The 14,496-nt window shown below is 68.6% G+C and carries 11 protein-coding genes and 1 pseudogene; 3 read left to right on the top strand and 9 right to left on the bottom strand.

Annotated features, from left to right (window positions below; translation table 11 throughout):
* Positions 1-179 precede the first annotated feature (179 nt).
* On the bottom strand, positions 180-761 hold the full coding sequence (locus ACGF7U_RS17340; RefSeq protein ID WP_393107624.1) for a hypothetical protein: 582 nt from the start codon (positions 759-761) through the stop codon (positions 180-182).
* Positions 762-1,453: 692 nt separating this feature from the next.
* Between ACGF7U_RS17340 and ACGF7U_RS17335 the strand changes: the two genes are divergently transcribed.
* Positions 1,454-2,134, top strand: coding sequence for a lytic polysaccharide monooxygenase (locus ACGF7U_RS17335; RefSeq protein WP_393107622.1), 681 nt, complete (start codon positions 1,454-1,456; stop codon positions 2,132-2,134).
* A gap of 364 nt (positions 2,135-2,498) precedes the next feature.
* Here ACGF7U_RS17335 and ACGF7U_RS17330 read toward each other — a convergent pair whose 3' ends face one another.
* A complete protein-coding gene (locus ACGF7U_RS17330) occupies positions 2,499-4,721 on the bottom strand; it encodes a HelD family protein (RefSeq protein ID WP_393107620.1) in 2,223 nt (740 codons plus the stop codon).
* 850 nt (positions 4,722-5,571) lie between these two features.
* Positions 5,572-6,018 carry a winged helix-turn-helix transcriptional regulator gene (locus tag ACGF7U_RS17325; RefSeq protein ID WP_393107618.1) on the bottom strand — a complete coding sequence of 149 codons (447 nt, stop codon included), beginning with the start codon at positions 6,016-6,018 and terminating at the stop codon, positions 5,572-5,574.
* Between the two features lie 133 nt (positions 6,019-6,151).
* Here ACGF7U_RS17325 and ACGF7U_RS17320 point away from each other — a divergent pair, with 133 nt between their 5' ends.
* A complete protein-coding gene (locus ACGF7U_RS17320; RefSeq protein WP_366640442.1) occupies positions 6,152-7,024 on the top strand; it encodes an aldo/keto reductase family oxidoreductase in 873 nt (290 codons plus the stop codon).
* Between the two features lie 309 nt (positions 7,025-7,333).
* Here ACGF7U_RS17320 and ACGF7U_RS17315 read toward each other — a convergent pair whose 3' ends face one another.
* The 4 genes and pseudogenes from ACGF7U_RS17315 to ACGF7U_RS17300 all read right to left on the bottom strand — a co-directional run.
* Complete coding sequence (locus tag ACGF7U_RS17315) at positions 7,334-7,993, bottom strand: response regulator (protein WP_393107616.1); 660 nt, start codon at positions 7,991-7,993, stop codon at positions 7,334-7,336.
* Positions 7,990-9,144: a sensor histidine kinase gene (locus tag ACGF7U_RS17310; RefSeq protein WP_393107614.1), complete on the bottom strand. Its 1,155-nt coding sequence runs from the start codon at positions 9,142-9,144 to the stop codon at positions 7,990-7,992. Before ACGF7U_RS17310 ends, ACGF7U_RS17315 begins: the two co-directional genes overlap by 4 nt.
* Positions 9,144-9,977, bottom strand: coding sequence for a CPBP family intramembrane glutamic endopeptidase (locus ACGF7U_RS17305; protein ID WP_393107612.1), 834 nt, complete (start codon positions 9,975-9,977; stop codon positions 9,144-9,146). The genes ACGF7U_RS17310 and ACGF7U_RS17305 overlap by 1 nt, the downstream gene beginning before the upstream one ends.
* 763 nt (positions 9,978-10,740) lie before the next feature.
* A pseudogene (locus ACGF7U_RS17300) lies at positions 10,741-10,965 on the bottom strand (IS701 family transposase); the annotation flags it as partial.
* On the opposite strand from ACGF7U_RS17300, the gene ACGF7U_RS17295 reads away from it, so the two are divergent.
* A complete protein-coding gene (locus ACGF7U_RS17295; protein ID WP_393108012.1) occupies positions 10,904-12,556 on the top strand; it encodes a hypothetical protein in 1,653 nt (550 codons plus the stop codon). The pseudogene ACGF7U_RS17300 and the gene ACGF7U_RS17295 sit on opposite strands and share 62 nt — an antisense overlap.
* Here ACGF7U_RS17295 and ACGF7U_RS17290 read toward each other — a convergent pair.
* Together ACGF7U_RS17290 and ACGF7U_RS17285 are read right to left on the bottom strand one after the other, a co-directional pair.
* Positions 12,481-12,846 carry a helix-turn-helix domain-containing protein gene (locus ACGF7U_RS17290; protein ID WP_393107610.1) on the bottom strand — a complete coding sequence of 122 codons (366 nt, stop codon included), beginning with the start codon at positions 12,844-12,846 and terminating at the stop codon, positions 12,481-12,483. The two genes, ACGF7U_RS17295 and ACGF7U_RS17290, sit on opposite strands and share 76 nt — an antisense overlap.
* A 159-nt stretch (positions 12,847-13,005) precedes the next feature.
* Entirely contained in the window at positions 13,006-14,439 is a 1,434-nt protein-coding gene (locus tag ACGF7U_RS17285; RefSeq protein WP_393107608.1) for an MFS transporter, read from the bottom strand.
* Positions 14,440-14,496 lie beyond the last annotated feature (57 nt).

Raw genomic sequence — 14,496 nt, 5'->3', positions numbered from 1 at the left:
GCCGACCCGGGCGCCACCGGCACGCAGCCGCGTGCCCGCCCCTGGCAGCAAGAGCACGGATTCGATGCTGGAAGGGCCGCCTGGATCTACGGCGCTTCGCCGGGCCGACGAGGTCGTGTTGTCGCGGTATGCCGGAGGGTGGACCACCGGGCGGATTTGGGTGCCCTTCGCGGAGATGGTCAGAGCCCGGCCGCGGCGTCGTACCGGCGGCGCAGGTCGGCCATTTCCGGGCCGGCCAGCGCTTCCTTCAGCGCCAGATCCGCGTACTTGCTCGGAAACATCTCCCGGAGCCGGTCGACGAACATGACGTCGGCGGTCGCCTCGACCACCCGAATGCCCAGGGGTTCGGTGGACATGTCCATGATCACCGGGCCGGCCAGTTTGACTGCCCAGTCCCAGGGGCGCTTCGGCTCGGCGATGCCGCAGAGGTGAAAGCCGTAGACCGTCTGCACGTCGGCGAGCGCGGTGGCCTCGGCCGGCTCGTAGCCGTAGACGCGGACCCCGCAGATCACCGTCGGCTTCGCCTCCTGCCCGGTGGACGCCTGCTGGACGTTGTGCCCAGCGTGGTTGTGCTGCCCCGGATCCGCTCGTTCGAGCGTCGTCCGCATCCGGGTCATGATCTGCGCTTGCAGATCCGCCGGCTCCGCCTCGGAACCGGCGGAGCCGGCCAGCACGACTGCGCCGGCCGTCATCGCCAGGATCGCCGCCACCCACACGAAGCGGTTCCGGTACCACCCCGCGAGAGTCTCTCGGGAAGTCATGATTGCTTCTCACCTCGTCACCGGTTCTGGTGCGTTGGCAGACCACATCGGGCGCCCGGCGTGTCAGACGTTGAGCGCGTCGGCTTTCGCGAGACACCCACCGGGGATACAAACGGCGGGGACATCTGCCCGGGATATGTGCCCGTCGTGGAGATGGCCCGGCGATGCGGCGCGCGAGCGTCTGCCAAAGCGGCGCGCTACCGGCACTGCGATGCTCCCGTGCTGGCCGTTCCCAGCGCGGTTGCCCCCGCGCTGCGGCGATGTGAGCCATTTCAGCACGCCTGGACCGCTCCGGCAACATCGACGATCCTCAGCGTGGCGGCGGCCGGGTCGACCTGCCGCCGCAGGTAAGGGACGTTGCTGCCGAGTGCCGACGAGGTTGCGCTGGAGGTAGCCGGACTCCGAGTGGGGCGGCCGGTCCTCAGCTCGCTCGAGCTGAGGCAGAGCGACTGGATCAACAGCGTCCTGAAGGCGCTGCACCAGCCGCCCGACGCCTCTGCCCAACCCCTGTCCCGCAGCGGCGACCCCGGCTGGAGTCGGAGGCGGACGGACCGCGAGCCGCACTCGACGGTGCCGACCAATCCAATCCATCAATCTCATCGAAGTCCGTTGATATGTGGAGCAGTAGGTGTCAAGCTCGTCTTGGAAGCGCTCCCATGCGGACCTTGGCGCCGAAGAACGGAGGAAGCACCATGCGTTCACGCAAGCCCGATCAATCCGGCGGACGATCCCGGCCGGTCCTACGCCAGCCCCTTCGAGCGGTTGTCCTGCTGCTCACCATGATGGTCGGCATGCTGCCCTGGGCCGGTGCGGCCCAGGCCCATGGGACGGTCATCAACCCGGCAACTCGGGCATACAAGTGCTGGCAGACGTGGGGAAGCAACCACACGAACCCGGCCATGCAGCAGCAAGACCCCATGTGCTGGCGGGCATTTCAGGCCAACCCCGACACCATGTGGAACTGGATGAGCGCGCTGCGGGACGGTCTCGGCGGAAACTTCCAAGGCCGTACGCCGGACGGACAGTTGTGCAGCAACGCCCTGTCCAGGAACGACAGCTTGAACCAGCCCGGAGCGTGGAAGACGACCAACGTCAGCCGCAACTTCACGATCCACCTGTACGACCAGGCCAGCCACGGTGCCGACTTCTTCCGGGTCTACGTCAGCAAGAACGGGTTCAACCCGGCCACCCAGCGCCTCGGATGGGGAAACCTCGACTTCATCACGCAGACCGGGAGATACGCGCCCGCGCAAAACATCTCGTTCAACGTCTCCACATCCGGATACACCGGACACCACATCGTCTTCGTCATCTGGCAGGCATCACACCTCGACCAGGCCTACATGTGGTGCAGCGACGTGAACTTCGTCTGACCAGGACGGCCGACATTCGCAGCACTACTCCGGCCCAGGACGACGACCTGGGCCGGAGTAGCACTGGGGACCGGCAGGCAGTGCGGCAGCATGTCATCGCCGGGCGGACATCCGTCTGTCGGCGCGGCTCCGCACGGCCGAACCGGTTTGCGAACCGCGCGGACAGCCATTCAGACCCTTGAGTGCAGCGTCGGGGGCCCGCCGAGCCGCAGCCGAGTCAGCGTCTGGCGATGACGCACTCGCCAACACGCGCAGCCAACGGCGCGCCGGTTCCCACCCAGACCGTTTCGCCCACCACGCCCGCAAATCGCCCGGTCCGCGCAAAACGACCTTGACGATTCTGTCTGTGGGTGTTCGCGATCTGCTACGTGAGCACCAGCTGTCCGAGTTCCTGGGTGCATCGGGTGAGCGCGACGTAGAGGCCGTTCCAGCCGCGCGGTTCAGCGGCGATGCCCTGGGGGTCAATGAGCAGCGTCGCGTCCCATTCCAATCCCTTGGACTGGGTCGCGGTGAGCACCGGCACCTCGCTCAGCACGGCTAGGAGTTCGGCGATGCGGTCGGCGGGGGCGATGACCCCAACCGTACCGCCATGCCACCGTTGCTGTAGCTGTCGCACAGCTTGGGCGGCGGCGCTGGCAAGCTCGGTGGGCGTGGTCGTGCGCACCCAGGGGGCGATGCCGGAGGAACGTACCGCCCGGGGCGGCGCGTTGTGGCTGCCAGCCTTTTTCAACACGGGTTCGGTGAGGTCCATGACCTCGCGCGGGGTCCGGTAGCAGATGGTCAGTTCTGCGGCGGTCCAGCGGTCCCCGAAAACAGCGTGCACCGCCTGTGCCCAGCTGGTGTGCCGGTGCGCTGCCTCCGCCTGGTCAATGTCGCCCACGGCGGTGATGGAGCGACTGGGACAGCGCCGCAGGACCATCTGCCACTGCATTTCGGACAGCTCTTGCGCCTCGTCGATGACGACGTGGCCGTACACCCAGCCGCGCTGCCGGCGAGCGTGGTCGGCGACGAACTCACCCTGTGGTTGCGGGGCGTCGACCTCGCCGAGTAGGTCGGCGAGGGCGTCGAGCAGGGGAATGTCGCTCGATGCCCACGGGGCGGGCTCGGCCGAGACCGCGGTGATCTCCTCCGGGGACAACTGCGGGGCAAACCGGGCGAGCAGGGTGCGGTCGGTCAGGAGATCACCCAGCAGGGTTTCGGCGTCGAGGGTGGGCCACCATGCCTCGATGAACCGGGCGATGGTGGCGTTCTCGGTGATACGGGTCCGAAGGTCTTCGATCTCTTCCTCGGAGAGCAATCCGTCGACGTCACTGCCGGTGGACCTCCTGCCGAAGTGGTGGTCATGCTGCATACCCTTGTCGACGCGGGCGAGGATGTCCTCGAAGCCCTCCTCCATCTTGTCCATCAGCGCCTCGCGCTGCTCGGCGACGGCTTCGGTGAGGAGATGGTGCAACTGCTCGGCGAACGCCTGGCGGGCGCGGTGGTACGGGCGCCCCTGCACCGCCGAGGCGAGCGCCTGTGCCACTGTTGCGGCTGAGATGACGTAGAAATCGCCCTCCCAGCGCAGCTTCAGCTCGCGAGGCCGGGGAAGCAGCGACGCGACGTAACTTTCGAGCGCGGGTTGCCAGAGGGCGCGGCCCTTGATCTCGGCGAGAAGCCGGCTCTCGTCGCGGCCCACGCGGATCTCGGGCAGCAGCGTGTCGCAGGTCGCCGAGACGACGGCGGTCTCACCGAGCGCGGGCAGCACCTGGCCGATGTACTGGAGGAACCGCGGCGAAGGGCCGAGGACCAGGACCGCCTGGTCGGCCATGTTCCGGTGGGTGAACAGCAGGTAGGCGACACGGTGCAGGGCAACCACGGTCTTGCCGGTGCCGGGACCTCCCTGAACGATCAGCGGGCCGGTCGCCTCGGCCCGGATGATGTCGTCCTGTTCGCGTTGCAGCGTGGAGATCGCCGTCGACATGAGACCGGTGCGCCGCTGGTCCAGGGCCGCCAGTAGAGCGCCTTCACCGACGAGCTCCGCCGTTATGATCCCGTCCAGTGGCTCGTCGTCCACGCCGACGACGACCGATCCCGTCGTGCGTATGTGGCGGCGTCGTGCCTGACCTTGTGGGTCGACAGCCGTCGCGGTGTAGAACGGCCGAGCTGCGGGAGCGCGCCAGTCCACCAGCAGCGGCTCCTCGTCCTCGCCGTCGTTGCGCAGACCGACACGGCCTATGTGCCGCACGGTGCCGTCAAGGCCGTCGAGGCGGCCGAAGACCAGCCCCTCCCGTGCTCGCCGTAGCTCTTCGTACTGCTGGCGGAGCATGCGCAGCCGCGCCCGTCCCAACGCGTCCAGGGCGTCCGACGAGAGCTCGGCCTGTAGGTGGTCGGCAAGCCTGTCGCGCCGGGCCGTGGCCAGGTCGAGAAACTCCTGTTCCTCAGCAACCGCGGATCGGCGCGCGACGCCCTCCGCGGTGGGAGTTGGCGGTTCGCCGTCGGGCGTCATCTCGCCGACGCCGGCAGTGCCGTTGCTCAGAGCAGAATTTCGCCGCATACGCAAATCCTTGTATTGGCGCTTTCCCTCGGCCCGGATGGCCGCAGGCATTCCGGCGGCAAGCATAGGGTTCGTTTTTCCTCGCCACCCAGGAACCCTGTGAACGGAGACGGGAATCTCAATGCCTTGCAGTCCGGGGCCGCTTGTGGCCCAACCCTAACGTGATTCGCCTATTGACAGTTCGGTCCTTGTCTGATCTGCATGCCGACGGTGGCAATGCCCGCTCATCTCCCGACGAGGTGATCCGGCTGCGAGGTGCCCGCCCGGCCGGACCACAGGAGGTGGCAGCGTGAGTCAGCGAGACAATGCCATCACCGAGGAAGAGCCAGCGGCCATCGAAGAACGAGCGGTAGCTGCCACACCTGGCCCTGACACGTTCGACTCCTCGACGACGACCACGGCGCCAATGTTGTCGCGGCCAGCACGACACCCGACACAGGTCGTGGTGAGAGCTGGCCGGACTTCGCCGCGGGTGAAATGGCCGCTGCCACCCTCGTCCAGTTCCCTCACCGCTACATCGACTGCACGACGAGCGCTGGGGCGAGAACGCACGGTAAATCGCACACGCCCGTCAAGACATAATACAGCGCGCTTGCCTGCCGCTCCGCTTGCTCTCTGCGGACATGGTCGGTTTTGGTCGTGCTCGTCCATCGCTGTCCGTCCCGATCGTCACCCAGTAGGGGTCCGGGCGCAGGTCGAACACGCCCTGACCGCATGAAGACCTTCAAGATCCTGCGGGGCTACCGGCGTGCCGCCGGCACATTGACCGAAACCGCTTCCGGCATCGCCCACCTCCACAACATCATCATGCTCGGATGATGCCGACAGGGTTTGCCGGCTCTTCGCAGTTGAGGGTGTGGCGCCGAGAACATAGAGCTGTTGGACGGTTGGATGTGAGTCGTCAGGAGGTGCGAGAGTCGTGGTTCTCGCGGTTTACGAGGACCTCGGCCATGTGTGTCTGCGCCCAGTTTCTGAGCCCGCGCGTCATGTGATGAAGCGAGAGGCCGAGGTCGGTCAGCTCGTAGGAGACGGTGACAGGGACGGTTGGCGTCACGGTACGGGTGAGCAGGCCATCGCGCTCCAGCGACCGTAGCGTCTGGGTCAGCATCTTCTGGCTCACCCCGGCCAGAAGACGAGAGATCTCGGAGTAACGCATCGCCTTCGGAGCGTCTGCGTGTGCCGCACCGGGCTGGCCAGGGTTGTTGTCGCCGCCCAGCGCACACAGGATCAGGACGACCCACTTGTCCGAGATTCGGTCGAGCAGCTGCCGGCTGGGGCACCCTGCCAGGAACGCGTTGTACTCCACCTTGGCCTGAGCCCTCTTCTGGGCCGCCTTCGTCGTCGTCAATGATCGCACCTCTCACCGATGGATGGGTTACGCACTCCCAAGTGCCTACTTCCCGACAGGAAGTTTCTCTCCAATGCTGATGCAGGGAGGCAGCAGGCGCCACCCCCAAGTTCGCACGACGAAAGGCAACAGGATGAGCACACCCTCCTTCTCTCTTCCCGGCGGCACCTGGACTCTGGGTGACCTGACCGTCACACGGTTCGGCTACGGCGCCATGCAACTGGCCGGCCCGTGGGTCATGGGGCCGCCCACCGATCGCGAGGGTGCCCTGGCCGTTCTGCGTGAAGCGGTCGACCTCGGTATCACCCACATCGACACCAGCGACGCCTACGGGCCGCGCGTCACCAACGAGTTGATCCGCGAGGCACTGCATCCCTATCCCGAGTCGCTGCACATCGTGACCAAGGTGGGCGCGACCCGCGACGAACAGGGTGGCTGGCCCACGGCCCGGCGACCCGAAGATCTGCGCCGCCAGGTCCACGACAACCTCAAGTCCCTCCGGCTCGACGTACTCGACCTGGTCAACCTCCGACTCGGCAACGCCGAAGGTCCCCAGCCCGGCTCGCTCGCCGACGCGTTCGCCACGCTCGTGGAACTCCAGCAGCAGGGTCTGGTCCGCCACCTCGGGGTCAGCAACGCCACCGAGGAGCAGGTCACCGAGGCACAGAGCATCGCGCCGATCGTGTGCGTGCAGAACATGTACAACCTCGCCCACCGCCACGACGACAAGCTCATCGACCGGCTCGCCACCGAAGGCATCGCGTACGTGCCCTTCTTCCCCCTTGGGGGCTTTACCCCGCTTCAGTCCTCGGCTCTCTCGGCGGTCGCCGCTCGACGGGAGGCGACACAGATGTCCGTCGCGCTTGCCTGGCTGCTGCAGCGATCACCGAACATCCTGCTCATCCCCGGCACGTCATCGACAGCGCACCTGCGCGAGAACATCGCCGGCGCGGGACTCTCCCTCTCGCATGAGGACTTGACCGAGCTGGATGACATCGGCCGCTGAATACCCCGTAGCCGAACGGCCCACAAGCCACGACCAGTGCCACCGTTCATGTCTCGGTCCCGGTCGCCTTCGCGCGACCGGGACCGGAGCAGGACGATTCGCGTACTACCGGGAGAACGGCCAAGCGATACTGCCACGCAACGGCGTGACGTACCTCCGAACCGGTGGAGGTATCGCCGCTTGACCCGTGACCCGCCGAGCACGACGCACTGTTCTCGGCGCGAGCGGTCGCCTGACGGTGTCCGTGTCGCAGGTGCGGCCCCTGGCGCCCGCTCGGCGGCAGATCGGTGTGGTGTCACGTGACGGCGTTCACGTCACCAGCCCGGTCCGGTACGCGTACACCACCGCCTGCACGCGGTCGCGCAGGCCGAGCTTGGTGAGGATGCGCGACACGTACGTCTTGACGGTCTCCTGACTGATCACCAGCCGGGCCGCGATCTCGCCGTTGGACAGGCCGTCGGCGATCAGGCGCAGCACCTCCAACTCGCGCGGGGTCAGTCCCACGTCGTCCGGCGTGCCCTCGGCGGGGCGGATGCGCGCCGCGTACCTGCCGACGAGTTGCCGGGTCACCTCGGGCGCCAGCAGCGCGGCCCCGCTGGCGACGGTGCGGATGCCGTGCAGCAGCTGCGCCGGTGGGGCGTCCTTGAGCAGGAAGCCGCTCGCTCCGGCGCGCAGCGCCTCGTAGACGTACTCGTCGAGGTTGAACGTCGTCACCACGAGCACCTTGATCGGGTGGGCCGCCCCGACGCCAGCCAGCAAACGGGTCGCCTCGATGCCGTCGAGTACCGGCATCCGTACGTCCATCACCACCACGTCCGGGCACAGCCGGCCGGCGAGGTCGACCGCCTCGCGCCCGTTCCCGCACTCGCCCACCACCTCCAGGTCGGGTTGAGCGCCGATGATCGTCGCGAAGCCGGTACGGATCAGCGCCTGGTCGTCGCAGACCAGCACCCGGATCGGCGCGGTCACGACGCGCTCCCGGTGGGGATGCGTGCCCGGACGACAAAGCCGTCATCCTCCCGGCTCTCCGCGCTGAACTCGCCGCCGAGCACGGTGACGCGTTCGCGCAGCCCGGCCAGGCCGCGTCCGCTCCCACCTGGGCTTGCGGCGTGCGCGCCCGAGCCGTCGGTGCTGATCTCCACCGTGATCTCCTTCCCCCCGTGGCGAACGTGCACGGCGGTGCGGCTGCCGTGGGCGTACTTCAGGGCGTTCGTCAGCGCCTCCTGCACGACTCGGTAGGCGGCGGCCTCCGCGCCGCCTGTCGTTGCCGCCCGGTTGCCTTCCTGGGTGAACTCCACCGGCTGCCCGGCCTGCCGGGTCTGCTCGATCAGGGCGTGCAGCTCGCCGACGGACGGCACGCGCGGCTCGGTGTCGTGGTCGGGGTTGAGCAGGTCGAGCAGAATCCGCAGGTCGGTGATGGCCCGCCGGCCGGTGTCGGTGATGGCGGTGAGGGTGGTGTCGAGGCTGTCCGGGTTGGCCGTCAGGTAGCGCGCCGCCTCGGCCTGCACGACCATCGCCGTCACGTGATGGGTCACGACGTCGTGCAGTTCACCGGCGATGCGGGCGCGTTCGGCGGCGCGGGCGGCCGTGGCGGCGTGGTGGCGGCGCTCGGCCTCCGCGGCCCGGGTCTGCCGCAGCCAGGCCCCGGCTCCCCAGGCGAGGGCCAACACCAGGTAGAAGGTGAGGAAACCACCCACGCCCTCCGTCGACCCCTGCCGGTGCAGGGCGACGGCCAGTGCGACGTACGCGGCGGAGCCCAGGACCAGGGTGGTGCGCCGACGACGTTCCAGGTGGACTCCAGCGCTCAGCAACGCGACGACCAACGCGATGCCCGCGACCGTGTGGTAGGCGCGGACCTGGTCGATGGCGAAGCCGAGTGACACCAGGGCGAGGCAGATCCCGGGCCAGCGCCGGCGCATGGCGAGCGGGAGGCACTCCAGGGCGATCGCCACCACGGCCAGCTCGTCGAACGGACGGCCCGGCAGGTTGCCGAGTTGCGTACCGCGGTCGTGCAGTACCGGCACCGCGGAGGCGAGGGCGATCAGCAGCGCCAGCGGGAAATCCCGGGCCGTGACGGGCCAGCGCCGCCACAGGTCCGGGAGCGTCCGCAGGTCGACCATCAGGAGACGGTAACGCCTGCAGCCGGCGCGTCGACCGCGCGGCGACGCGGGACGATGCGACCGCGGCGATGGGCCAGCCGCAGAAACACTACGGTCAATACCAGCCCTGCCAGCACCGTACACAGGCTACCCTCCGGCCCGAAGTCGCCGCCGCTGAGCAGCGTCGGGCCCGACATCGTGGCGTCCAGCAGCCCCTTGGACTCGCCGTTCCCGGAGACCACGACGCTGAAGATCCCCCCGGCGGCGAAGTTCCAGCCGAAGTGCAGCCCGATCGGCACCCAGAGGTTGCGGGTGGCGGCGTAGCAGGCGGCGAGCATGAAGCCCGCCTCGACGGCGATGGCGGTCGCGCCCCACAGGCTGGCGTCCGGGTTGAGCAGGTGGATCAGGCCGAACAGCACGCCGGTCAGCAGCAGCGAGAGCCAGGTCCCGAGGCGTTCCTCGACGAGACGGAACAGCAGGCCCCGGTAGAGCAACTCCTCGGTCACGGCCACGGCGGCCATGAACCCGAACAGCCCCACCACGCCGGTCACCGAGCCCATGCCGTGCACGTGGTAGCCGCCCAGCAGGGCGATGTTGACGATGACGGCGGCGAACATGGCGAACCCGATCAACGTCCCTCGGGCGATCCGGGTGCCGGCCCCGGCCCGGGCCAGCTCCGTGACCTCACGTCGTTCGGTACGGCGCACCACCCACCCGTACACGAGGAGCGCGGCCACGGCGGTCGCCATCCCGAGGGCCAGGGTGAGCCAGGGGTTGTTCTTCACCGTCGCGACGGCCAGGCTGCCGACGAGACTGACCGCCAGGACGGCCAAGATCTGCTTCATCACACGCATGATGCTTCCTTCGGGAGGTGCGCGGCCGGAGCGCCGCGGTCCACCTGGAACGCTATGGATTCGCGGACCGGGATTCGTCACCGTGCGGTGGACACTTGCGGGTAGCTCTCGCGGGGGACGAGCGTGGTGCTGTGCAGAGCCAGACCGCAGGCGTACAAGGGGCTCAGCGGGGCCTGCCGCCGGTGGCCCCGCCGCCAGCGACCCGAACTACCCCGGACGCTACGCAGGCATCAGCATGGAGGCGGCAGTCTGGCCCCAACCTGCTCGACGGGCCTTCGCCGCTCGGCACCCGGCGGCGTGCATCACCGTGCTTGCCCGGCCGCCCTACCGGGCGAAGGCCGCGGCGCCCGGCTCGGACGGCTGTGCGCTGCCGGCGCTCCTGGCCGTGCCGGGCTGGGGGGCGACGCTGGCGGCACTCGGCCTGAGGCCTCTGCGACAACGCTCGGCAGAGGTCGCGCACCGGGTCATCGTCGGCGGTCGTCGGCCGCCAGCGTGGGGCCGCACGGGTAGACCAACGACCGGGCGGGACGCTGTAGGGCAGCCTCTCCCTGGACGAACAGGTCGCGTCGCTGCACAGCGCTGCGCAGTCCCCGGTGCAGGGTGGCGGCGAGCAGCGGCAGTTCAGTACGCCAGGCGCGCGAGGTCCCCGATGCGCTGGATCCTGTCGTGAGCATCAGGGCTCAGCAGCGAGCGGCTCCACCGCAGGACCTCGCCCAGCTCGGCGACGGCGGATCGAGCGCGGGCGCGGGTGTCACTCGCCGGTGGTGCGGTTGCGGCGGGCCAGCAGCCAGTGCCCGCGGCCGGGCTGCCAGCAGATCCGGACCGGGACCCGGGCCCAGTCGTATTCGCGGGGTCCGTGGGCGCCGGGACCGGCGGAGATGCGGGACCATGCCTGGCCGGGCAGAGCGGCGATCTACTCGTCGGCGGTGCCCATGCTGGTGGTGATCATGTCGTCGTTGCGGCGGATCGCCACCACATATGCTTTGTCGGGACGCATGCGGGCCACGGGTCATGAGGTGAGAGGGGTGCCGGTGGCCGATGGCGCCACGGCGACCGGCGGTCGCGCCGACTCGGCAGGTCGGGCTGGGCATCCATTTGGGATCATGCCTGCTGTGTACACGTTGACGGAGTTCCGGAAGACCGCCCTGGAGCACGGCATGCCGCAGGATGCCATCGACTACTGGGTAAGCCTCGCACGTCCGTGTCTCTCCTTGGACGGCGACGGCAATGGCCCGGTCATGGGTTATTTCGGTGGCCGGCCGGCGCTGCCGGCGTCCGCACCCTGGCCTGCGGGCCACGCGCACCTCGCCTCGGTCGACCTCGCCGCGATCCCCGGGAACGCCACGGATCTCGACCTTCCGGCGGACGGAACGCTGGTGTTCTTCGCGGTGCCCGGGAAGACCTCGACGGTCGGGCGGGTCGTTCACGTGCCGGCCGACGCGGCGGTGGCGGAGGCGGAACCGCCGGACGGCGTCACCGTGTACGCCCGCTTTCCCCTGCACGGCGTCCTCAATGTGAGCCTGCCGGAGAACGCCGCCGACAGCCCGCGCTACGCGAGCGCAGAGCCGCGCGACGACCGGGCACTCTTCGAACGGATCTCGGATGATCTGGACGGCCTGAGTGCGGTGCTGCGCCTGGGCGGCTTCGGCACCTGGAACGGCACAGAGACAGGCGTTCCGACCGGCGCCGGCGAGGTGTTGCTGGCCGAGTTCTGTCTTGACCCGAGCGAGGTCGGCGCCGATTTCGAGACCGAGTACGCCAGGGTGTTCTACGTGATCGGCCGCGACGACCTGGGTGCTCGCGACTTCGCGGCCGCACGGATGGCGACCGACTTCGACAAATCCACCATGCTCGACGACTTCCGGGAAGCCGCCCGCAGGAGGGGCATGCCCGACGACGCGATCGACTACTGGGTGAGCCTCGCGCGTGCCTGCATCGCTCTCGACACGGAGGGGATCGGCCCGGTCGTGGGTCACTTCGGTGGCTACCCGTCGCTGCCGGCGTCCGTCGCCTGGCCGCTGCACCACGCCCACCTGGCCACAATCGACCTCGCCGCGATCGGTAAGTACACGACGGACCTCGACCTTCCCACAGCCGGCAAACTGGTGTTCTTCGCGGTGCCGGAGATCGGCTCGGACGAGGGCCGGGTCGTCTACGTGCCGGCCGGCGAGGAATGCACGGAGGCCGAGCCGCCCGATGACCACACCTCGGTCTACGACCGCGCCGCCCTCCACGCCACCCCGGATTGGAGCCTGCCGGTTCACGCCGGCGCCAACCCGCGCTACCTGGCCGACGGCGCCCGCGACGACGAAGACCTCTTTGCCGAGATCAGCTGGGACCTGCCGAGCTACGGGCTGCTCGTTCTTGGCGGGTTCGGCCGCTCCAACACCGGCGGTCTGGGCGTGCCGGTCGACGACTTCGAGACCCACCTGCTGCTGGCCGAGTTCTTCCTGGACCGCGGTGACGTCGGCGACGACTTCGGAACCGACTACACCACGGTGTTCTACATGTGCTCCCGGGAGGACCTCGCCGCGCGCAGGTTCGAGGCCGTGGAATCGGTGTCCGATTTCCTCGGGTGACCCCGAGGCCGATCCTCGTTGCCGTACCGGTCCGGCGGACCGGCCGTCGGCGAGGTGGCCAGCCCCGTGACGGCGATGGCCGGCGCCGAGTCGACGTCACCGCTCGAACGGCATCGCTTCCAGCGGGCAGGGTGGCGATCTGTGCGACGTGGCGCTGCTGAGCCAACTGCGGCGGCAGCAGGCAGCACGTTGTAGATGGTGCTGCGCGAAACGCCGACAAGCTTGGCGATCGCGCTGATCAACCGCTCCGGCTCGGCGAGCAACGGCGGGCGTAGGCAACCTGCCTGCACTGGTCAACCTGGCGACGATCGTCCCGAGCCCGACGATCCCACCACCAGCGCAGACAGGCCAAGTGACGTTGGGAGTACTACCACAGATAGCGAGCGGTTCTCCGGAGTGTTGACGCCCGGCAGCTTGTGTGCTGCCGGGCATCAGGCATGAGCGATGGGCTACTGGCTCGTGTCTCGTGCTGCTTGAGAAGCGGCGGACATGAGCGGTTCCGCGCTCGACTGGCTTCCTACCTGTCGTGTTTCGCCGGGGATGAGGAGTGCGACGGCGAGGCCGATGGCGATGACGACGGTGATGCCGGTCATCGCGGTCGTTAATGTCGATCCGCTAAGCGCCGAGGTGAGATTGATGAGGACGGCGAGGCCGATCGCTCCGCCGAGTTGCTGACCAGCGGTGGCCATGCCACTGGCCGTTCCCTGCTCGCCCTCGGGGGTGCCGGTGGTGGCGGTGGCGAACATCGTGGTGAACACGATGCCCTGCCCAAGGCTGAAGAACGCCGCGGGGACGAACACGGTGATCCAGCTTGTGTTTTCGCCGACGAGGAGCGCGAAGGTGCCGACCCCAACAAGACCGATGACCTGTCCCGTGGCCATCGCCGTACGGAGGCCGGCCTTGGTGGCGAGGCGTCCGCCGATGTTGGTGCCGATGAGCACGCCCACGCATGGGATGACGAAGGCGAGTCCGGTGATGAGCGGGCTCAGACCGCGGGTCTGCTGGAAGTACAGCGTCAGGAAGTAGGCGGTGGCACCGAACCCGGCCATGAACAGGAACGTCGATCCGGTACCGGTGGCCAGATGCCGGTTGGTGAAGCGGCGGATGTCAAGCAGCGGGTCGCGGGTGCGGCCCTCGACGATGAGCAACGCAACGGCAGCGACGATGCCGGCGGCAAGGGCGCTCAGCGTCGCGGGCGCGCCCCACCCGTGTTCTGCGGCGAAGGTGAAGCCCATCACGATCAGGATCGCCGCTGTTGTTGTGAGGATCGCGCCGGGGACGTCGAGGCGACGGAGTGCGAGGCGTGCCTCGTCGAGCGGCACCGCGCGCAGCGCGAGGACGAGGACGACCAGGATGAGGGGGATGTTGATCGCGAAGACCGACCGCCACCCGAGCGCGTCGGTGAGTACGCCGCCGAGGATGGAGCCGAGCACCATGCCGGAGGAGCCGGCAGCGCCCCAGATACCGAGAGCCTTGTTGCGGGCCGCGCCCTCTGCGAACCCGACGCTCAGCAGTGCCAGCGTCGACGGTGCCAGTGCCGCACCGCCGAGCCCTTGGATGCCGCGGCCGAGGATGAGCATCCACTCCGAGACCGCGACCGCTCCCAGGACCGAGCCGATGGCGAACAGGGTGAGGCCGGCGAAGAACATACGTCGTCTGCCGATCGCGTCGGTGAGCCTGCCGCACAGCAGCAGGAACCCCCCGAAGGCGATCGCGTAGGCGCTGACGACCCACTGCAGCGTCTCGGGTGAGAACCCGAGGCCGGCGATCTCGGGCAGCGCGACGAAGACGATGTTGTAATCCAGGCCGATCAGCAGTTGAGCTGTGGCGAGCGCGGCCAGGAGCAGCGCCCCGGTGGCGCTGCGCTGTGGTGGAGTAGTCATGGCATCCTTCAGCTAGTCCGAGTTTTGATATTCCGAGTTGAGACTATATGCGCTGAA

This window comes from Micromonospora sp. NPDC047670, assembly GCF_043204915.1.
Lineage (GTDB): Bacteria > Actinomycetota > Actinomycetes > Mycobacteriales > Micromonosporaceae > Micromonospora.
Note: the sequence above shows the minus strand (reverse complement) of the source record. Positions and strands in the feature narration are given on the sequence as shown.